Source organism: Micromonospora sp. NBRC 107095 (assembly GCF_030269705.1).
In the GTDB taxonomy this organism is placed as follows: Bacteria; Actinomycetota; Actinomycetes; order Mycobacteriales; family Micromonosporaceae; genus Micromonospora; species Micromonospora parva.
Window position 1 is genome coordinate 547928 of the sequence record NZ_BSTU01000003.1, and the last position, 20657, is coordinate 568584.

At 71.2% G+C, this 20657-nt stretch carries 17 protein-coding genes and 1 pseudogene; 5 read left to right on the top strand and 13 right to left on the bottom strand.

What is annotated here, in order from left to right:
• Nucleotides 1-44: 44 nt before the first annotated feature.
• From QSK15_RS19325 to QSK15_RS19350, 6 genes are all read right to left on the bottom strand, one after another.
• The gene (locus QSK15_RS19325) at nucleotides 45-1223 is read right to left on the bottom strand and encodes an ROK family protein (protein WP_285795543.1); all 1179 of its coding nucleotides are present in this window, start codon (nucleotides 1221-1223) and stop codon (nucleotides 45-47) included.
• A gap of 263 nt (nucleotides 1224-1486) precedes the next feature.
• Complete coding sequence (locus QSK15_RS19330; RefSeq protein WP_285795544.1) at nucleotides 1487-2512, bottom strand: YihY/virulence factor BrkB family protein; 1026 nt, start codon at nucleotides 2510-2512, stop codon at nucleotides 1487-1489.
• Nucleotides 2513-2576: 64 nt separating this feature from the next.
• Nucleotides 2577-3386 carry an ABC transporter permease gene (locus QSK15_RS19335; RefSeq protein ID WP_285795545.1) on the bottom strand — a complete coding sequence of 270 codons (810 nt, stop codon included), beginning with the start codon at nucleotides 3384-3386 and terminating at the stop codon, nucleotides 2577-2579.
• Nucleotides 3387-3419: 33 nt separating this feature from the next.
• Nucleotides 3420-4208 (bottom strand): ABC transporter permease, encoded by a 789-nt coding sequence (locus QSK15_RS19340; protein WP_285795546.1) that lies wholly within the window; start codon nucleotides 4206-4208, stop codon nucleotides 3420-3422.
• A 279-nt stretch (nucleotides 4209-4487) separates the two neighbouring features.
• On the bottom strand, nucleotides 4488-4679 hold the full coding sequence (locus QSK15_RS19345) for a DUF397 domain-containing protein (protein WP_285795547.1): 192 nt from the start codon (nucleotides 4677-4679) through the stop codon (nucleotides 4488-4490).
• Nucleotides 4670-5458 carry a helix-turn-helix domain-containing protein gene (locus tag QSK15_RS19350; RefSeq protein WP_285795548.1) on the bottom strand — a complete coding sequence of 263 codons (789 nt, stop codon included), beginning with the start codon at nucleotides 5456-5458 and terminating at the stop codon, nucleotides 4670-4672. Before QSK15_RS19350 ends, QSK15_RS19345 begins: the two co-directional genes overlap by 10 nt.
• A gap of 267 nt (nucleotides 5459-5725) precedes the next feature.
• Here QSK15_RS19350 and QSK15_RS19355 point away from each other — a divergent pair, with 267 nt between their 5' ends.
• Nucleotides 5726-5962, top strand: coding sequence for a flavin reductase (locus QSK15_RS19355; RefSeq protein ID WP_285795549.1), 237 nt, complete (start codon nucleotides 5726-5728; stop codon nucleotides 5960-5962).
• A gap of 270 nt (nucleotides 5963-6232) precedes the next feature.
• Here the strand turns inward: QSK15_RS19355 and QSK15_RS19360 are convergent, their stop codons facing one another.
• The gene (locus tag QSK15_RS19360; protein ID WP_285795550.1) at nucleotides 6233-7165 is read right to left on the bottom strand and encodes an ABC transporter ATP-binding protein; all 933 of its coding nucleotides are present in this window, start codon (nucleotides 7163-7165) and stop codon (nucleotides 6233-6235) included.
• 196 nt (nucleotides 7166-7361) lie between these two features.
• Here QSK15_RS19360 and QSK15_RS19365 point away from each other — a divergent pair, with 196 nt between their 5' ends.
• A complete protein-coding gene (locus QSK15_RS19365) occupies nucleotides 7362-9683 on the top strand; it encodes a TRAP transporter permease (RefSeq protein WP_502889628.1) in 2322 nt (773 codons plus the stop codon).
• The gene (locus QSK15_RS19370; protein ID WP_285795551.1) at nucleotides 9680-10699 is read left to right on the top strand and encodes a TAXI family TRAP transporter solute-binding subunit; all 1020 of its coding nucleotides are present in this window, start codon (nucleotides 9680-9682) and stop codon (nucleotides 10697-10699) included. Before QSK15_RS19365 ends, QSK15_RS19370 begins: the two co-directional genes overlap by 4 nt.
• A gap of 9 nt (nucleotides 10700-10708) precedes the next feature.
• Here the strand turns inward: QSK15_RS19370 and QSK15_RS19375 are convergent, their stop codons facing one another.
• Nucleotides 10709-11245: a hypothetical protein gene (locus QSK15_RS19375; RefSeq protein ID WP_285795552.1), complete on the bottom strand. Its 537-nt coding sequence runs from the start codon at nucleotides 11243-11245 to the stop codon at nucleotides 10709-10711.
• Nucleotides 11246-13145 (bottom strand): annotated as a pseudogene (dnaG, locus tag QSK15_RS19380) (DNA primase). It abuts the gene before it with no gap.
• Between the two features lie 113 nt (nucleotides 13146-13258).
• On the opposite strand from dnaG, the gene QSK15_RS19385 reads away from it, so the two are divergent.
• Complete coding sequence (locus QSK15_RS19385; RefSeq protein ID WP_285795553.1) at nucleotides 13259-14464, top strand: low temperature requirement protein A; 1206 nt, start codon at nucleotides 13259-13261, stop codon at nucleotides 14462-14464.
• A gap of 8 nt (nucleotides 14465-14472) precedes the next feature.
• Here the strand turns inward: QSK15_RS19385 and QSK15_RS19390 are convergent, their stop codons facing one another.
• The 3 genes from QSK15_RS19390 to QSK15_RS19400 are packed head-to-tail and all read right to left on the bottom strand — an operon-like array spanning nucleotide 14473 to nucleotide 16998.
• Nucleotides 14473-15321: a siderophore-interacting protein gene (locus tag QSK15_RS19390; RefSeq protein WP_285795554.1), complete on the bottom strand. Its 849-nt coding sequence runs from the start codon at nucleotides 15319-15321 to the stop codon at nucleotides 14473-14475.
• Nucleotides 15322-15336: 15 nt separating this feature from the next.
• Entirely contained in the window at nucleotides 15337-16602 is a 1266-nt protein-coding gene (locus QSK15_RS19395; RefSeq protein WP_285795555.1) for a deoxyguanosinetriphosphate triphosphohydrolase, read from the bottom strand.
• A gap of 42 nt (nucleotides 16603-16644) precedes the next feature.
• Nucleotides 16645-16998 carry a VOC family protein gene (locus QSK15_RS19400; protein WP_030330427.1) on the bottom strand — a complete coding sequence of 118 codons (354 nt, stop codon included), beginning with the start codon at nucleotides 16996-16998 and terminating at the stop codon, nucleotides 16645-16647.
• Between the two features lie 253 nt (nucleotides 16999-17251).
• Between QSK15_RS19400 and QSK15_RS19405 the strand changes: the two genes are divergently transcribed.
• On the top strand, nucleotides 17252-17752 hold the full coding sequence (locus QSK15_RS19405; protein WP_285795556.1) for a roadblock/LC7 domain-containing protein: 501 nt from the start codon (nucleotides 17252-17254) through the stop codon (nucleotides 17750-17752).
• 43 nt (nucleotides 17753-17795) lie between these two features.
• Here QSK15_RS19405 and ppdK read toward each other — a convergent pair whose 3' ends face one another.
• Nucleotides 17796-20504, bottom strand: a complete 2709-nt coding sequence (gene ppdK, locus QSK15_RS19410) for a pyruvate, phosphate dikinase (protein WP_285795557.1) — start codon at nucleotides 20502-20504, stop codon at nucleotides 17796-17798.
• Nucleotides 20505-20657 lie beyond the last annotated feature (153 nt).

Below are 20657 nucleotides of genomic sequence, written 5' to 3' on the forward strand. Positions count from 1 at the left end.
GGGCCACAGTCTCCTCCTCGCTCACGACGGAACCTCGAACCTCTTCATGCGGCTTCCCCGAAGGCGACATCGCTCGCGAGCACCGCCGCGCCGGTGACACCGGCCCGGCCGCCCAGCTCGGACAGGACGACGGGAAGGTTGCCGGTGGCCAGCGGCAGTGACCGGCGGTAGACCACACTGCGGATCTCGGCGAGCAGGATGTGACCCAGCTGGGCCAGCCCGCCGCCGATCACGATCATCGACGGGTTGGTGAAGCTGACCAGGCCGGCGAGCACGCCGCCGACCCGCCGCCCGCCGTCGCGGATCAACTGGATGCAGGTCAGGTCGCCCTCGACGGCGCCCTCGGCGACGTCCAGGGCGGTCACCACACCACGCAGCGCCAGCCGCTCGGCGAGCGCCGGCGACGTGCCGCTGCGGGCGGCGGCTGCCGCGTCCTTGGCCAACGCGGCGCCGCTGAACAGCGCCTCCAGGCAGCCGACGTTGCCGCACGAGCACATCGGACCGTGCGAGTCGACCTGGATGTGGCCGATGTCGCCGGCGCAGCCGTCGGTGCCCCGGTAGACCTCGCCGGTGAGGTAGATGCCGCACCCGACGCCGGTGCCGATCTTCACAAAGAGGAAGTCGTCCACCGAGTGGGCGACACCGCCGTGCCGCTCGCCGATCGCCATGATGTTGACGTCGTTGTCGACGACCGCCGGGCAGCCGTGCTCCCGGCTGAGCAGTTCACGCACCGGGAACCGGTCCCAGCCCGGCATGATCGGCGGTGAGACCGGTACGCCGTCACGGAAGCTCACCGGGCCGGGTACGCCGATGCCCACCGCGTCCAGTCGTTCGTACGCGCCGTCGACCCGGGCCTTGTGCAGCAGCTCGTTGACCCGTTGCAGGGTCACCTTCGGGCCGTTGCGGATGTCCGCCGCCTCGGCGTAGTGCGCCACCGGTTCGAGGCGACCGTTGACCACCTCGACGTCCATCGAACTGGCGCCCAGGTCGACGGCGGCGAAACGCAGCTTCGGGTTCAACTCGACGAGCGTCGAACGTCGCCCACCTCGGGACGCGGCGAGCCCCGCCTCGGCGACGTAACCCAGCGCCACCAGGCGATCCAGCTCGGCCAGCATGCGCGGACGCGGCATCTGGAGGCGGTCGCCCAGCTCGGCGCGGGACACGGCCCCCTCGTCGCGGAGCAACCGCAACAGTCGCACGTGCAGGGGGTCGATGGTCCGCACCGGGGAGGCCCCCTCTTCATTGGCAGCGTTCACATCGACGCAATGCCGATGTGTTGTGTCCGACACAGTAAGAGCGTTCAGCGCCGCCTGTCCAGAGCTTCAACCGTTCCGAGACCAACTTTTGTCCGAAAGAACAAAAGCTACTAGTCGATCAAGGAAAGGATCACGGACGGCCCGCGAACCCTCGCCGCCAGTTCCATCGACGCGCATGCAATCGCCCCGCCAGCCGATCCTCGGTGGCGGGGCGATTGGCGCCGGGGTCGTCAGCGGCGGCCGGCGGAGTTGCGCTTCTTGCGGAGCTTGCGATCGTCGCGCAGCTCGACGTACGGCTCGTCGTCCACCGGGTGGCCGGCCGAGATCGCGCGACCACGTTCCAACTCCGCGTCGAACTCCGCCCCCAGCAGGATGGCGATGTTGCTCAGCCACAACCAGACCAGGAAGATGATCACGCCGGCCAGCGTCCCGTACGTCTTGTCGTACGAACCGAAGCGGCTCACGTAGAAGGCGAACAGGCCGGAGATCACCAGCCAGATCACCACGGCCAGCACCCCACCCGGGCTGACCCAGCGGAAGCCGCCGTGCCGCGCGTTGGGCGACGCCCAGTAGAGGATCGCGAACATCAGGCTGACCAGGATCAGCAGCACCGGCCACTTGGCGACGTCCCACACCGCCACCGCCGTCGAGCCGACCCCGATCACGTCACCGACCGATTCGGCGAGGCGGCCGGTGAAGACCACGATCACCGCGCTGGCCAGCAGCAGCACCCCGATCACCGCCGTCACGCCGAGGCGGATCGGCAGCGTCTTCCAGATCGGTCGCCCCTCCGGCACGTCGTAGATGCTGTTGGAGGCGCGCATGAACGCGCCGATGTAACCGGAGGCCGACCAGAACGCAGCCACCAGACCGACGACCGCGGCGATGCTGGCCAGGCCACCGTTGCGGTTCGCGGTGTCGATCGCGCCCTCGATGATCTTCTGGATGTTGTCGTTCGGCACCGCCTGGTCGACGGTGTCCTTGACGCCCTCGGTGGCGCTTTCACCGAGCAGGCCGAGCAGGGAGATCAGCACCAGCACGCCGGGGAAGATGGACAGCACCCCGTAGTACGTCAGTGCCGCCGCCCAGTCGGTCAGGCTGTCGTCCTGGAACTCGGTGATCGTCCGGCGGAACGCCGCCTTCCAGCCACTGCCGGGCAGGTCGGTGGGGCTGTCCGGGCCCGCGTCGGGGCCAACGGGCGTGGTGGCGGGATCACGCTCACGCTCGCGCTGGGCGGAAGACTCGTCCGAGGCCATCGCCCCTCCTCCTGGTCGGCGGTGTCACCTCCGGTCATGCCCCGTCGACGGGCGCGGATAACCCCTACGTGTAGAGCAACCTGGCCATTCGCCGGGAAGCCACCAGCAGGCCGAGCACCACCATCGCCAGCAGGTAGAGCACGTCGAGCAGCCAGAGCCAGCCGCCGCTGCCCAGCGTGACCCCGCGGATCAGGTGCACCGAGCGGTACAGCGGGGTGATCTCGACGAGCCAGTGCAGCACCGTCGGATAGGCCTGCGCCGGCACGAAGGTGCCGGAGAAGAGGAAGAGGGTGAACTGCGCGGAGCCCATCAGATCGAAATCCTGCCAGCTGCGCATCAGGGTGGCGATCGTCATGCCGAGCGCCCCGAACGCGAACCCGACCAGCACTGCGGCCGGGAGGGCGGTCAGCGCGCGGGCGACGCTGGTCAGGTCCAGGGCGACCATCACCCCGAGGAACGCCGCCGAGTAGGCGCTGCCCCGCAGCATCGCCCAACCCAACTCGCCCACGGCGATCTCGAACGGCCGTACCGGGGTGGCGATCATCCCGTCGTACAGCTTCATGTACTTCATCTTGCCGAAGAAGTTGAAGGTGGTCTCCGCGAGCGCCCCGGTCATCGCCGACGAGGCGAGCATCGCCGGGGCCACGAACTCGGCGTACGAGACCAGCCGCCCGTCGGGCAGCGGCAGGTCGCCGACGAGCGCTCCGACGCCCACCCCGATGGAGAGCAGGTAGAGCAGAGGCTCCACGAAGCCGGAGAGCAGCAGCAGCCAGTAGACCGACTTCAGCGCCGCGACGTTGCGCCCGAGCACCGACGCCGACCGCCGGGACGCGGCGGAGACGTCGACCAGCCGGGGCAGGATCAGCGTGACCACGACACCCTCTCTGCTCGCTCTTCGGATTGCTGTTCAGACGACGAGCTTGCGGCGGAACGCGCGCACCGCCAGCAACCAGCCGGCGACCGCCCAGGCGGCCAGGTAGAGCAGGTGCCCGACGATCGACCACTGCGGGGCGACACCGAGCGTGGCCGCCCGACACAGGTCCACGGCGTGCCACAACGGCGTCACGTACGCCAGCCAGCGCAGCGCGTCGGGCAACGACTCGACCGGGAAGAACACCCCGGCGAAGAGCGTCATCGGAATGACCGCGAACCGGAACAGCATCGCCAGCCAACTGTCGCCGGACACCGACGCTGCGTACGCGAAGGTCGGCGCGGCGACGGCCAACCCGAGCAACGCCACCACCGGTAGGGTGGCCACCGCCCACGGCGAGCGCAACGCCCCGAAAACCCCGGTGACCAGCAGGAACGCCGCGATGGTGGTAAGCACCCGGAACAGCACGAAGGCCAGGTGCCCGGCCACGATGTCACCCACCCGCAGCGGCGACGCGCCCTGCGCGAAGTAGGTCTTGACCCACTGGAAGTTGCTGAACACCGGCCAGGTGGAGTCACCGACGGTCACCTGGAGCGCGGTCGAGGCGATCAGCCCGGGGACCAGCCAGTCGAGGTAACGCACCCCGCCGACGCCCTGGTCGATGTAGGCACCGACGCCCACCCCGAAGCCGAGCACGGTCAGCACCGGCAGCAGGAACGAGGAGAACACCCCGGCCCGCCAGGTGCGTCGCAGACCCACCAGGTAGTGCTCGAACACCGCGTACGCCGGCACCCAGGGGAACCGCGCCGATCCCGCCACACTCACCCGATCACCCCGCCCACCGCGTCGTCCACCACGACCTGTCTACCCCTGGGGTACGACAGACCGCCGGTCACCCTACGACGGGCCCGCCGACGTGTCGCCCGGGTTTCGCCGCGTTGACCGGGTCGCCCTGTCGCCCTGGCTCCGCTCGTTGATCGACTCGGTTTCCAGGAAGTCGCGGTGTCAGAGCCGCCCCAATGCCCCGATTTCCTGAAAGCCGAGTGGACCTAGGCCGAGCAGCCGGAGACTGAGCCCCGTGAACGTTCGTGGTCACCGCACCAGCTAACGGCGGACGGGGTCGGACCCGACGAACGCGCGCCACGCATCAGGCGGGAAGAGCAGCACGGGGCCGGTCGGGTCCTTGGAGTCACGCACGGCCACCAACCCGGGCAGATTGCCGGCAACCTCCACACAGTTGCCGCCGCTGCCGTTGCTGCGGGTGCTCTTGCGCCACAGGGCGCCGGTCAGCTCCATGTCTCCGCCACTTCCGCGATCAGGTCGAGGGACTGCTGCTGCGATAGTGCCTCACCCCGGATCGACTCCCACACCTCGACCATCTGCCGGACGTACTCGGCGCGGTCGATGACCTGCCCGTGGCGCTGCCCATCCAGGTAGACGACGTCCTCACCGGTGGCTGTGGTGGCGATCACGAAGGGACCATCGAGCCCAGCGTACGCACCTGCCGACAGTGGCACGACCTGGATTCGGACCCGGGGCAGGGCCGAGCCGAGCTTCACGAGGTGCCGCAACTGCTCACGCATCACCTCCGCCCCGCCGACGTGGCGGCGCAGCGCGTACTCGTCGACGACCAGGCTGAGCAGCGGTGGCCGGTCCCGGGTGAGCATGCCCTGTCGGTCGAGCCGGGCGGTCACCTGCTGCTCGACCTCGTCCGGCGCGAAGAGCCCGGCACCGGCCAGGATGGCGCGGGCGTAACCCTCGGTCTGCACCAGACCCGGCACGTAGAGCGGCTCGAACGAGCGCAGTGCGGTGGTCTCCTGCTCGATGGCGGCCCAGTCGCGGAACCACGGCACCACCGCCTCGCGGCTGATCCGCCGCTGGATGCGTTCGAACCGTCCGTCAGCTGAGAACACGGCGTCACACCGGCGGGCGAAGTCGAGACTCGGCCGCCGCTCGGACGTCTCCACCTTGGCGACCAGCGCCCCGGAGTAGCTCAACGCCTCGGCCAGCGCCGTCTGCGACATGCCACTGGCGGCCCGGGCCAGCCGCAGCTCCTCGGCGAAGTGCTCCAGCATGGACGAACTCTCCACGGACAACCCCCGTACATCCTCGTACCGTGCCGGGCCGGCCGCCGTACGCGCTGGTCGTCGGCGTGCGGAACCTCCCACCGTAGTCGGGTTCTCAGCAGACTGTCACGCAGCGGAACCGCTCACGGGATCGGACGGCGGGCGGAACCAGGCCGGGAGCGCCCCGTGACCCCCCGATCCGGGGCGCTCCCACCCACCCGATGGAGGTTGCCCCGTGCCACTGACCCGGTCGACTCATGACGGTGGCGGGCACTGATGCCCCGGTACCGCCCGCACGTGGCGGCCCGGCCATCCTGGCGCTGCCGGGTCTGCGGCGCGGCGTGGCCCTGCTCGCCGGCCCGTCTGGCGCTGCTCGGCGAATACCGCGAGGACCGGATCAACCTGCTCATCTACCTCGCCACGGTGCACCACGAGGCGGCCGGGGACCTCGCCAGCCAGGTCGACCACGACCGGCTGCGCGACCGGTTCCTCACCTGGGCCAGGGCCCGCTGAACGGTGATCGTTGGCAGCTCAGCAGCGCGACACGCGGCAACGGTTGCTGCTGAGCTGCCAACGATCGGAAGGGGGCGGCCATCTGATCGACTCGGGTTTCAGGAAGTCGGGCTGTCGGGCCCACCGCGTCACCCCGACTTTCAGGAAGCCGAGTGGATCTTCGCGGTCCCCGGCGTTCCTGACCTGGCTGGAGCAGCGTCGAAGGGCCGGGCCGGGCCGGTCCGGGCCGGAGATGTCGCGGCCGCGCCGGCGGCGGCCCTGCGGGGCCGGTCAGTCGACCAGGGTGCGGCCGGTCAGATGCAGGAAGACATCCTCCAGGCCACTGCGCCGGACCAGCACGTTGGCCGGCTGGAGCCCCAACGCGGCGACCTTGGCGACCGCCGTGTCACCATCGGGCACGTAGAGCAGGACCCGGTCGGGCAACACCTCGACCCGCTCCCCCAGCCCGTCGAGCTTGCCGGCGAAGGGCTCCTGCGACTCGGCGGCGAAGCGCAGCTCGACCACCTCGCGGGTCGAGTGCTGCTCGATCAGCGCCCGGGGCGAGCCCTCGGCGACGATCCGCCCGCCGTCCATCACCACCAGCCGGTCACAGAGCTGCTCGGCCTCGTCCATGTAGTGCGTGGTGAGCACCAGCGTGACGCCCTGCTGCTTGAGCCGGAACAGCCGCTCCCACACCAGGTGCCGGGCCTGCGGGTCGAGCCCGGTGGTCGGCTCGTCGAGCAGCACGATCTCCGGGTCGTTGACCAGCGCACGGGCGATGGTCAGTCGACGTTTCATGCCACCGGACAGCGGCTCGACCTTGCTGTCGGCCCGCTCGGTGAGCTGGACGAAGTCGAGCAGCTCGGCGGCCCGCTCCCGAGCCGTCCGGCGGGATATGCCGAAGTAGCGGGCGTAGACGGTCAGATTTTCCCGGACGGTCAGCTCCGGGTCGAGATTGTCCAGTTGCGGGCACACCCCGAGGCGCGCGCGGATCGCCGGCCCGTCGGCCACCGGATCCATGTCGAGGATGCGCAGCTCGCCCCCGCTGGGCGGGGAGATGCAGCCGACCATCCGCATGGTGGACGACTTGCCCGCGCCGTTGGGCCCGAGGAAGCCGAACGCCTCACCCGAGCGGACCTCGACATCGATGCCGTCCACGGCGGTGAAATCGCCGAACCGCTTCACCAGCCCACGAGCCTGAATCAGTGGTCGCCCCGAAGTCACCGCCCGACACTAACCGCCGGGTCCGACAGACCTCCACGCGAATACCGTCCGCACCAGCCGGTAGCACCGGTGCCCGTTCCGTCGGCGGCGAAACGCCGATCGATGCCCCACCTCTCAGCTGATCGACGTGTATCGTCCCCCTGTGCCGCCCATCAGCTCGCCCGATGGTTCGTCGTCACCTGCCCGACCAGCCAACTTGCCCGCCGACCAGACCTCGGCGCGCCCCGGCGGCGGGCCACCCCGACCACGACCGGAAGCCGGGCCGGCGGAACCCGCCGAATCCGACGACGCCCACCCGCCCCACCCCACCATCCCGGCGACAACGCGCAACCAGACCGGGCCCGACCAGGCCAGGCCCGACGAGAGCAAGCCCGACCAGACCGGGCCCGACCAGGCCAGGTCCGACCAGACCGGGCCCGACCAGGCCAGGTCCGACCAGAGCGTGCCCGACCAGACCGGGCCGGGCGTCGCCGAGCAGGCGACCCGGGACCTGGCCGCCCAGTTCGAGGACGAGAAGCCGGGACGGGTGCTCTCCGGGCCGACCGGGCTGCTCCTCACCACCGCGGCGCTGGCGGTCGGCGCGCTCGCCCTGTGGCAGGTGTTCCAGCCCCTGTCGCAGGGCAGCAAGTATTACCTGATCATCTTCCTGGCCGGCGTCCTTCCGCTGGTCTTCCTCGCCTACCCGGCCGACCTGCGGTTGCCGGCCCGCCTGCGCATCCGGCGGCGACCCGCGTCGACGCGGCCCACCGTGACCGACTGGGTGCTCGTCGCCCTGGCCGTCGCGGCCTGCCTCTACCCCGTCGTGCCGATCCGGATCGGCGACGGTGGCGGCGGCTACAACGCATTCCTCGACCGGCAGGGTCTGCTGTCGCCGACGGATCTGGTGCTGGGCACCGTCCTGCTGCTCCTGCTGCTCGAAGCCTGTCGACGGACCACCGGTTGGATCCTGCCTGCCATCTGCCTGGTGTTCCTCGGCTACGGCTACTACGGCGGGTTGCTGCCGCAGTCCTGGCCGGTCGCGCACGCCGGGCTGGACTTCAGTCAACTGGTCGACGCGTTCTACAACTCCGACAGCGGCTTCTACGGCACGCCACTCGACGTGGCCGCCTCGTACATCGTGCTGTTCACCATCTACGGCGCGGTGCTGGACCTGTCCGGGGCCGGGCGGTTCTTCGTCGACCTGTCGGCCGCGGCGTTCCGGCGCTCGCGTACCGCCGCCGGCCGGACCGCTGTGGCCTCCGGCTTCCTGCTCGGCACCGTCTCCGGCTCCGGGGCGGCGACGACGGTGAGCATCGGCGCGGTCACCTGGCCGCTGCTGCGCCGCGCCGGCTACCCGCCCGAGCGGGCCGGCGGCATGTTGGCCGCGGCCGGGGTGGGCGCCATCCTCTCCCCGCCGACCCTGGGCGCGGCGGCGTTCATCATCGCCGAGTACCTGGGCGTCTCGTACCTTCAGGTGCTGGGCTGGGCAACAGTGCCGACGGTGCTCTACTACCTCGGCATCCTGCTCGCCGTGGAGATCGACGCCCGCCGCTCCGGCGTACGCCCGGTGGTGGTCGACGTCGGCTCGCCCTGGCGTCTGCTGGGCCGGTTCGGCTACCACTTCGCCTCGCTGATCGCCATCATCGTGTTCCTCGCGATGGGCATGTCCGCGACGAGGGCGGTCGTGTTCGCCACCGTTCTGGCCGTCGCGCTCTCCTTCCTGGACCGCGCGCACCGGCTCACCCCGGGCAGGCTGGTGACAGCGCTCGTCACCGGCGTACGCGGCGTCCTCGCCGTCACCGCCGTCTGCGCCGCCGCCGGCATCATCACGGCGACGACCACGAAGACCGGACTCGGGCCGCAGGCGGCGGCGCTGCTGATCGGCGGGGCGAAGGCGGCCACGTCGGACCCGACGCTGGTGCTGGTGCTCACCGCGCTGCTCGCCGCCGTCGCGCTCAGCCTGCTGGGTCTGGCCGTGCCGGTCACCGCGTCGTTCGTGATCGGTTGGGTGATCGTCGGCCCGGCGCTGCTCGACCTGGGCGTCACCGCGCCGGCCGCGGCGATGTTCGTCTTCTATTTCGCGGTGCTGTCCGAGGTGTCCCCACCGACCGCGCTCGCCGCGGTGGCCGCCGCCGCGGTCACCGGCGGCCGGCTGGTGCCCACCATGTGGCAGACCCTGCGGTACGCGCTGCCGGCGTACCTGACCCCGATCGCCTTCGTCATCACGCCGGCCGGGCTCGGTCTGCTCGGCATCGGTGGCGTCCAGCGCATCGCCTTCGCCGCCGTGGTCACCGCGCTCAGCGTGGCCGTGCTCGCCGTCGCCGCCGGTGGTTGGCTGCCCGGGGTGGGGCCGGTCGGCGCCCCGGAACGGCTGCTGGGCGTCCTCGCCGGCGTCACACTGCTGTGGCTCGAACCCGTGCCGGTCGCGGTCGGCGCGGCGCTGGCCGCCGTCGCGGCGACGGGTGTGTTCATCCGACGCGGATCCGCCGGTCGGCCATCGTCCGGATCACCAGCCAGTCCTGTGGAGGAACAACTGTGAGACGAATCGACGTACGGCTCGCCGCGAGCCTGAGCGTGCTCGCCCTCGTCGCGGTCGGCGCCGCAGGGTGCGGAGGTCAGCAGGGCGGTGCGGCCACCGACGACGCGGCCAGTGAGGTCACCTGCGAGGTGACCAAGGAGACCCGCGTCGGCATCGCCACCGGCAACGCGACAGGCGTCTACTACGTGGTCGGCAACGCCCTGGCCGGGCAGTTGTCGGGGGCGACCGGCGGCAAGCTCACCGGCACCGCCGCCGAGACCGGCGCGTCGGTGCAGAACGTCGAGCAGCTCGTCGGCGGCCAGTACGACGTGGCGTTCTCGCTGTTCGACACGGCGGTCAACGCGGTCGAGGGCAAGGGCAGCTTCTCCGCGCCGCAGCCGGTGCAGGCGCTGGCCCGCATCTACGACAACTACACCCAGGTGGTGGTCCGCAACGACTCCGGGATCACCTCGGTGGCCGACATGCGGGGCAAGCGGATCTCCACCGGCTCACCGAAGTCCGGCACCGAGGTGATCGCCAACCGGCTGCTGGAGGCCGCCGGCCTCGACCCGGCGAAGGACATCCGGGCCCAGCGACTGGACCTGACTAAGACGGTCGAGGGGATCAAGGACGGCAGCGTCGACGGCTTCTTCTGGTCCGGCGGTCTGCCCACCGGAGGGCTCACCGACCTGTTCACCACGGCCGGAGACTCGGTGAAGTTCGTCGACCTCTCACCGTTGCTGCCGAAGATGGCCGCGTTGAGCCCCGGCTACCAGGAAGGCACGATCGGGCGGGACGCGTACCGCACGGCGACCGACACCCCGACCATCGTCGTACCCAACGTGCTGTTGGTCCGCAAGGACCTGGACGCCAACGTCGCCTGCGCGATCACCCGGACGGTGTTCGACAAGCGCGACGCGCTGGCCCAGGCCAACCCGGCGGCCAAGGGGATCTCGCTGGAAAGGGCCCGCAGGACGCTGCCGGTGCCGTTGCACCGCGGCGCGGAGAAGGCGCTGAACGACCTCGGCGCGAGCTGACCCGGCCGGTCAGTCGTCGGCCGGCGCGGTGGCGGCGCGGGCCACGCCGACCAGCCGGTCGGTCTCGGTGAAAAGGGCCTCGTCGTCCGCCGCAGTGCCGGGGTCCAGTCGGACCGTCCAGGTCAGACCGTCGACCCCGGCCACGCGTCGGGCCGCGACCCGCGCCGCGCCGCCGGGCACCGGCTGGTGCTCGGTGTACGCGACCGAGCGGGTCACCCGGGCCCGCACCTGGTGCGGCAGCTCGCCCGGGTCGAGCAGCAGGTACGTCTCCGCCGGACCGTCGACGACCACCGTGTAGCCGTCGCGCTCGGCGACGGGCTCGGCGGGTGTGACGGTCAACTCCCGGCCGGACCAGACCGCCTTGAGGATGGTGTGCCAGCCGAGCCGCTGCCCCCGACCGGGCAGCCACAACCCGAGGTTGGTGGCGACCACCACCCCGTCGCCCTCGCCGTTGCCGACGGCCGCCCAGGCCAACACCCGTTCGTCGGAGGTCAGCGGCGGCCGGTCGGCCGGCGGCAGCTTCGGCTTGCGGCTGAACAGTCCCATCTAGAGGCCCCCCGCAGCCTGCTCGCGCAGCGCCCGGGCGTGCTGCTCCAGGGAGAGCAGCTCACCGAAGGCGGCGAAGTACTCGTCCTTGTTGTTGACCGGGTTGATCCGTTGGATGCGTGACTTGAGGTCCCGGATCCGGCCGGTCACCGACCCGAACTGCACCCGGGCCATGGTGATCGACACGTAGCGCGGGTCCGGTTCGCCGTCGATCCGCAGCGGTTCGACGGCCAACTCACCGACCAGCGCCGCGGCCGCCAGATCGTCGCAGGCGTCGCGGACCGACTCGATCCAGACCGCGCCGCCGGTCGCCGACCCGGCACCACCGGCCACGGCGATGGCCGTCCGCACCGCGATGTGCACCGGGTGGCGGTATTCGGTGGCCTCCACCGCGTCGAACATCGGCCCGGCCAGGACCGGCTGCTGGAGGGCGAGTTTGAGCGCCTCCCGCTCGACCATCGACTGTGGGCTGTCCACTGCCGGCTCGGGGCGGGCCGAGGTGGGTCGGGCGGCGGGGGCGTCGCGGGGGCCGGGCGACGCGGTGTTGCCGGCGGCGAGCACCGCCCGCTGCACCGGCTCGATCTCCATGCCGAGGTCCATGGCGAGCTTGCGCACGTACTCCGGGCGCTTCTCCCGGTCCTTGAGGCGGGCGACCAGCGGCGCGGCGTGCCGCATCGCCTCGACCCGGCCGTCCACGGTGTCCAGGTCGAAGCGGCCGATCACGTGGCGCAGCGCGAAGTCGACGAGCGGTTCGCGGCGGGCGACCAGGTCCCGCACCGCCAGGTCGCCCTTGGCCAGCCGCAGATCGCACGGGTCCATGTTGTCCGGGCTGACTGCGATGAAGGTACGCCCGACGAAACGCTGATCGTCCTCGAAGGCGCGCAGCGCGGCCTTCTGCCCGGCGGCGTCGCCGTCGAAGGTGAAGATGATCTCGCCGGCCACCTCGTCGCTGTCGAACAGGAGCCGCCGCAGCACCGAGATGTGGTCCGCGGCGAACGCGGTGCCGCAGGTCGCCACCGCCGTGGTCACCCCGGCCAGGTGACAGGCCATCACGTCGGTGTAACCCTCGACGATCACCGCCCGCCCCTGCTTGGCGATCTCCCGTTTGGCCTGGTCGATGCCGTACAGCACGTGCGACTTCTTGTAGATCGGCGTCTCGGGGGTGTTCAGGTACTTCGGGCCGTCGTCGTCGTCGAAGAGCTTGCGCGCCCCGAAGCCGATCACGTCACCGGCGAGGTCGCGGATCGGCCAGAGCAGCCGCCGACGGAACCGGTCGATCAGGCTGCCGGAGCGGGCCTCCCGGGACAGCCCGGCGGTGACCAGCTCCTGGTGGGTGAAGCCCTGCTGGCGCAGGTGCTTGGTGAGCAGGTCCCAGCCGTCGGGCGCGAAGCCACAGCCGTAGCGCTCGGCGGCGGCCCGGTCGAAGCCCCGTCGGGCCAGGAACTCCCGGGCCGGCCGGGCCCCGGCGGTGCCGAGCTGAGCCCGGTAGAACTCGACGGCGGCGGCGTGCGCGGCGACCAGGCGCTGCCGTTGGCCCTGCTGCGGGCGGGGCCGGGGGGTGCCCCTGTCGTCCTCGACGTAGCGCAGTTGGATGCCGGCGCGGCCGGCCAGCCGCTCGACGGACTCCACGAAGCTGAGGTGGTCGGCGTCCATCAGGAACTTGATCGCGTCGCCGCCGGCCCCGCAGCCGAAGCAGTACCAGACGTTGCGGGCCGGAGACACGTTGAACGACGGACTCTTCTCGTCGTGGAACGGGCACAGGCCCTTGAGGTTGCCGCCGCCGGCGGACTTCAGGGTGACCGTCTCGGAGATCACATCCCCGATCGAGGTGCGTTCCCGGACCAGTGCGATGTCCTCGTCCCGGATCCGCCCAGCCATTCGCCACCCCCTCCCCGTACATCCTGCCCTGCCGGACCGACGACACGCCGGCCGGGGGACGCCGGTGTGGCGGCGGCCGCTGCCGGCTGGGCGGTTCCGACCCGCGAGCCGGGTCCGCGCGGGGACCATGACCAGATGCGCCGGGTACGGACCCAAGCTCCCCGCCTGCCGAGATGGCTGGCCGGCCTTGTCGGGCTACCCGACCAGACCCCGGGTGCGGACGAGGCCGGACATCGGCACGCCACCTGGTTGGAACTCTTCCTCGACCTCATCTTCGTGTACGCGCTGGCGGCGGTGGTGGCCCGGCTGGGCGACGAACCCAGCCCGTCGCCGAGGGCGGTGCTGGCCGTGATCGGGCTCTTCGTGGTGATCCAGTGGGCCTGGATGGGGCAGGTCTACTACGACACCCGCTTCGACCCGGACGACGCGCTGCACCGGGTGCTGGTGCTCGTCGCGTTGGTCGGCGCGGGCGCGATGACCCTCGGCGTCGACGAGGTGCCGGAGAGCGTGCTCCTGCCGGTCGGGTACCTGATCGTGCGGGGCGTGCTGCTCCTGCTGTACCTGCGCGCCCGCCCCACCAGCCCGATGGCCCGGATGGTCACGACGGTCTATCTGATCGGCTTCGGGTCGGGCTGGTTGCTCTGGCTGGTGTCGCTGACCGTGCCCAGCGAGCTGCGCCCGGTGCTGTGGATCGTCGCGATGGTGATCGAGCTGGCCACACCGTGGGTCGGGGTGCGCTGGCTCAACCGCTGGCCGGTGGACAACCGGCACCTGCCGGAGCGGATCGGCCAGTTCACCATCATCGTGCTGGGTAGCGCACTGGCCAGCCTGCTCTTCGCCGTGCCGGACCACCCCCCGCCACACATGATCCTCACCGCCGCGTTGGCCTTCCTGATCCCGGCGGCCGTCTGGTGGGTCTACACCACGTTCGTCACCACCCGCCTGCTCCAGCGGCGGCTCCGTGGCGGGCAGGCGTACAGCTACCTGCACATTCCGCTCGGCGGTGCGCTGCTGCTGCTCGGCTGGGCGCTCGGGCAGGTCGTCCGACTGGTCGACGACAACGCCAACCGGCTGCCGCTGGAGCTGCGGCTGCTGCTGGGTGCCGCGATGGTGATCTGGACGCTCTGCGGGCTCGCCCTGTACTGGCTGTGGACCCGACCGAGCGGCGCCCGGTTGGCGATCGCCGCCTACGGGGTGGTCTCGGTCTGCGTGATCACCACGACGGTGCACCAACCGAGACTGATGCTGTCGCTGCTCGCCCTGGCGGTCGTCGGGTACGCCGTACTGCTCAGCCGACGCCTCGCGCGCGCCGGTCAGGAGATGAGCACACCCGAGGGATGACCGGCGCGTCAGGCCGCCGCGGCCGACGCCGGGACCGTTGCCTCCTCGGCCGCCACCTGCTGGTTCCAGGCGGCCTTCGCGGAGCGCCAGCCCTCGTCGTCCATACCGCGCCGCCAGTAGCCGGAGATCGAGAGCCGGTCCAGGGGTACGCCCCGCTCGCCGCGCAGCAGCCGGCGCAACTCCCGGACGAAGGCCGCCTCGCCGTGCACGAACGCGTGCACCTGGCCGGCCGGGAACTCCAACGCCCGCACCGCCGCGACCAGCGCCTCGCCCACCGGGCGTGCGCCGCGATGCAGCCAGGTCAGCTCGACCGCCCCCGGGCTGAGCAGCTTCTGCTCCTCCGCCGGGTCGGAGATCTCCACGAAGACATGGGCCCGAGCGCCCAGCGGCAGGCGTTCCAGGGCGGCGGCGATCGCCGGCAGGGCGCTCTCGTCACCGACCAGCAGATGCCAGTCCGCATCCGGGTGCGGGGCGTACGCGCCGCCGGGCCCGAGGAAGCGCACCGGGTCGCCGGGGCGCAGCGCGGCGGCCCATGGGCCGGCCAACCCCTCGTCGCCGTGGTACACCACGTCCACGGTCAGCTCCCCGGCCAGCGGATCCCAGCGCCGCACCGTGTACGCCCGCAGCCGGGGCCACTGTTCCCGGGGCAGGTCCCGGCGGATCGCGGCGAGGTCGAACGGCTGCGGATACGCCACCCCCGGCTGCGGGAACACCACCTTGATGTAGTGGTCGGTGAACTCGCCCACCGGCAGGCCAGCCAGTTCGTCCCCACCGAGGACGAGCCGGATCAGGTGCGGAGTGGGCCGCTCGGTGCGCAGCACCCGGGCCGAGGTGACGTTCCTGGGGCGTTCCGTCATGTCAGTTAGGTTAGCCTAAGTTAGCTCGTGGCCGGTCGGGGGTGCACCGGTACCGACCAGGCGGGTGTGCCAGGTCACCGCCGCCGGGTCGGTGAGCGACGCCACCTGGTCGATCACCACCCGCAGTCGGGCCGCGTCGTCCGGGGCGGCCCGCCACAGCGGGGCGAAGATCGGGTCGAGCCCTTCCGGGGCGTGCCGGACCAACGCGGCGACCAACTCGGCCAGCATCGTCCGCTGCCGCTCATAGCGGCCCCGGAAACCGCTGCGACGCATCACGTACCGCAGCGCGATGCCCTTGAGCAGCGCGCACTGCGCCCGCACCAGTCGGGGCACCACCAGGTCGGCGCCGTAGCGGCGGTGCGGGCCCGGACCGAAGCGCTCCTCGGTGGCAGCCACCGCCGCGGACACGAACAACCCAGTCACGCCGCTGGTGGTCGCCTTCAACGCCACCTGCGCCCGGTGGCTGCCGTCGTACCCGGCGAGCGGGGCGAGCAACGGACCAGCCAGCAGATCGACAAGGACCTCGGCCAGGTCCGACGCGGACTCCCCGGAATAGGCGGCGGCCACGTCCGCGCAGAGCGCCGCCCGCTCGTCGGCGTCGGTCAACAGCGGACGCAACGTGACGTAACCACCGTGGATGCCGTCCTCCACGTCGTGCACCGAGTACGCCACATCGTCGGCCCAGTCCATCACCTGGGCCTCCAGGCAGCGCCGCTCACCCGGCGCACCGGCCCGGATCCAGTCGAAGACGGCGGCGTCGTCCGCGTACACCCCGAACTTGCGCTCGCCCGGCCGGCGCGGCCAGGGGTACTTGCCGATCGCGTCGAGCGACGCCCGGGTCAGGTTCAGCCCCGCGGACGAGCCGTCCGGGGCGAGCACCTTCGCCTCCAGGCGGGTCAACACCCGCAGGGTCTGCGCGTTGCCCTCGAACCCGCCGCACGGCGTGGCGAGCAGGTCCAACGCCGCCTCGCCGTTGTGCCCGAACGGCGGGTGCCCGAGATCGTGCGCCAACCCCGCCACGTCCACCACGTCCGGGTCGCAGCCCAACCGGGCACCCATCTCCCGCGCGATCTGGGCCACCTCCAGCGAGTGCGTCAGCCGCGTACGCAGGAAGTCGTCGGTGCCGGCGGTGTGCACCTGCGTCTTGGTGGCCAGCCGGCGAAACGCCGCCGAGTGCAGCACCCGGGCCCGGTCGCGCTCGTACGGCGACCGGCGGTGCCCGGTGTCCTTGGGCGGCTCCTCGACCAACCGTGCGTCCGCCGCGTCACTCCTTCCGCGCATCAACCCGCTGCAGTTCGCGACTGCGGGGCTCGCAAAACCGGCTCACTCCTCGCGCTCACGGAGAACGCAGAACTCGTTGCCCTCGGGGTCGGCCAGCACCGTCCACTCGACGTCTCCCTGACCGATGTCGACGTGCCGGGCGCCCATGTCGACCAGCCGCTCGACCTCGGCTTCCTGGTCGGCGGGGCGCAGGTCGAGGTGCAGGCGGTTCTTGCGCTCCTTACCCTCGGCGACCGGCACGAAGACCAGGCCGGGCAGGCGGTCTGCGGACTGGCGGATCTCCACCTCGTCGGGCTTCTCGGTGACCACCTGATAGCCGAGCGCCTCGGCCCACCAGCGGGCCAGCCGGGCGGGATCGCGGGCGTCGACAGTCAGGCTCTCCCAGACACTGGTCATGCAGTCACCTCTTCCCGTTCGACGCGGCGCCCAATCGGCCGTGTGCGAGGGAGCCCAGATTACGCCCGCCACCACCGCGCGAAGCACCCACGACGCATCGACGGATGGCACACAACCACCGATTGGCCCCCAGTTGCCAACCGATCGCCGTGGGTTACGGGCTCGCGGTCGGAAGTGGCTACCGGTAGCGTTCCCAGCGCGCAACGTGACCAGCCCACTGACACGCAGAGCCAACCGATGAGGGGTGACGCTCGTGGACGCAGACACGGTGATGGGTTCGGAGCTACGCGGGCTACGCCAGCGCCGCCCCGACGTCGCCGGTGCGGTGCTCGCCGGCACCGACGGGCTGCTCATCTCCAGCGACCTGCCCCGCACCGACGCCACCCATCTCGCCGCGCTCGCCGCCGCGAGTTTCGGGCTCGGTAACCGGGTGGCCGACACCGTCGGGCACTGTGAGTTCCGGGAGTCGGTGGTGTGCACCACCACCGGCTGCGTGGTGACCTACCCGGCCGGGAGCAGCGCCCTGCTGACGGTCGTCACCGGGTCGACGGTCGGGGACCTGGAGGCGTTGCATGAGGAGGCGCGGGCGGTGGCCCGTCGGGCGGGATCGTTCCTGGACATCCGCGGCGAGGGCATCGGCGCCACCTCCGTGCCGGACGCGCACGCCCCGCTGGCCACGCGTACCCCGATGGCGACCCTGCCGGCGCAGTTGCGCCGCTCGTCCCGACCCACCTGGCGTCGCCCGCCGATCTGAGCGTCGACGGCGGCCCGGACGTCCGGGCCGCCGTCGACGTGCGTCAGCGGCTGTCCGACCCGCCGCTCTCCACGACCGCCCGACCGGCCTCCAGCCGCGCCACCGGCACCCGGAACGGTGAGCAGGACACGTAGTCCAGGCCGACCTCGTGGAAGAAGTGCACCGAGTCGGGGTCACCGCCGTGCTCACCGCAGATGCCGAGCTTCAGCCCTGGCCGGGCGGCCCGGCCCTCCTCGGCGGCGATCCGCACCAGCCGGCCGACGCCGTCGCGGTCGATCGACTCGAACGGCGAGATGCCGAAGATGCCCAGTTCCAGGTACCGCCAGAAGAACGCGCCCTCCACGTCGTCGCGGGAGAAGCCCCAGCCCATCTGGGTCAGGTCGTTGGTGCCGAAGGAGAAGAACTCGGCGGCCTCGGCGATCTGCCCGGCGGTCAGCGCTGCCCGGGGCACCTCGATCATGGTGCCGATCAGCACCTCGACGCCGCTGTCCCCGACCACCTCCGCGATGATCTTCTCGGCTTCGGCCCGGACCGTCTCCAACTCCTGCACGGCTCCGACCAGCGGCACCATGATCTCCGGCTTGGCTACCCGGCCCTCCCGGGCGCAGGTGACGGCCGCCTCGGCGATGGCCCGGACCTGCATCGCGAACAGGCCGGGGATGACCAGGCCGAGCCGGACGCCGCGCAGCCCGAGCATCGGGTTCTCCTCGTGCATCCGCCGGACGGCGGCGAGCAGCGCCTCCTCCTTGGCCACGTCCTCACCGCGTTCCTGGGCGACCGCCACGTTGACGGCGAGCTGCTCCAACGGCGGCAGGAACTCGTGCAGCGGCGGGTCGATGAGCCGGACGGTGACCGGCAGCCCGTCCATCTCCCGGAAGATCTCCACGAAGTCGGCCCGCTGCAACGGCAGCAAAGCCGCCAGGGCCGCCTCCCGCTCATCCGCGCCGCGCGCCAGGATCAACCGCTCGACCAGCTCCCGCCGGTCACCGAGGAACATGTGCTCGGTGCGGCACAGCCCGATGCCCTCGGCGCCGAAGCGCCGGGCCCGTGCGGCGTCCGCGCCGGTGTCGGCGTTCGTGCGGACCGCCAGCCGCCGCTTTCCGTCGGCGTGCGTCATGATCCGGTGTACGGCCCGGACCAGCGCGTTGTCGATGTGCTCAGGGTCGAGGCTGCCCTCGAAGTACTGCACGACCTCGGAGGGCATGACCGGTACCTCACCGAGGTAGACCTTGCCGGTGGTGCCGTCGATGGACACCACGTCGCCCTCGTTGACGGTCTGCCCGGCCACCGTGAACCGCTTCGCCGGCACGTTCACGTCGATCTCGTCGGCACCGGAGACGCAGGTCTTGCCCATCCCCCGGGCCACCACCGCGGCGTGGCTGGTCTTGCCGCCGCGCGAGGTGAGGATGCCCTTGGCCGCGATCATGCCGTTCAGGTCGTCCGGGTTGGTCTCCCGGCGGACCAGGATCACCGACTCACCCTCGGCAGCCAGCTCGACGGCCCGCGCGGAGGTGAAGACGACCTTTCCGGACGCCGCACCCGGCGACGCGCCGATGCCCTTCGCGACCGCCTCGAACTCGTGGTCGAGCTGGAATCGGGGGAACATGAGTTGCGCGAGCTGAGCGCCGTTGACCCGGTGCAACGCCTCGTCCAGGTCGATCAGGCCCTCGTCGACGAGCTGCCCGGCGATGACGAACGCGGCGGCGGCGGTGCGCTTACCGACCCGGGTCTGCAACATCCACAGCTTGCCGCGCTCGATGGTGAACTCGATGTCGCAGAGGTCCTTGTAGTGCTCCTCCAGCCGGGCCATGATGCCGAGCAGCTCGTCGTAGGAGGACTTGTCGAGCCGCTCCAACTCCTGCAACGGCACGGTGTTGCGGATGCCGGCGACCACGTCCTCACCCTGGGCGTTGGCCAGGTAGTCGCCGTAGATGCCCTGCGCGCCGCTGGCCGGGTCACGGGTGAACGCGACCCCGGTGCCGGAGTCCGGCCCGAGGTTGCCGAAGACCATGCTCACCACGTTGACAGCGGTGCCGAGGTCGGCCGGGATCCGCTCCTGGCGGCGGTAGAGCACCGCGCGCTCGGCGTTCCACGACTCGAAGACCGCCCGGATGGCCAGGTCGAGCTGTTCGCGTGGCTGCTGCGGGAACTCCCGCCCGGTGTGTTTCAAGAAGATCTTCTTGTACGCGTCGACCAGCCCGCGCAGGTCGTCGGCGTCCAGGTCCAGGTCGTTGTGGGTGCCCTTGGCGTGTTTGACGTCGTCGAGCGCGTGCTCGAACTCCTCGCCCGGCACCTCGCACACGGTCTTGCCGAACATCTGGATGAGTCGGCGGTAGGAGTCCCAGGCGAACCTGTCGTTCTGTCCGGCCTGGGCGGAGAGCCCCACCACGCTCTGGTCGTTGAGGCCGACGTTGAGGACGGTCTCCATCATGCCGGGCATGGAGAACTTGGCACCGGAGCGGACGGACACCAGCAGGGGGTCCTGCGGGTCGCCGAGGCGTTTGCCCATCGCGCGCTCCAGCGCTTCCAGGTGCGCCTCGATCTGACCGGCGAGCCCGTCCGGCTCCCGGCCCGTCAGCAGGTACGCCTGGCACGCCTCGGTGGTGATGGTGAATCCGGGCGGGACGGGCAGGCCCAGGTTGGTCATCTCGGCGAGGTTCGCCCCCTTGCCGCCGAGCAGGTCCTTGAGGTCCTTGTTGCCTTCGGAGAAGTCGTAGACGTACTTGTGATCGACGGTCTCTTGCGCTGCCACCAGAGCCTCCACAACACACGCGCCGGGATTGACACTTAACGAAGGTTCAGTTTTCTTCTTCCCCGGGACGGACCGCCGGTAATCCCGGGGTCAACGTCGGTCGGTGGGCGAAGGTTAAGCGAACATCGAGTGACCTGGGACCGTTCGGTGACA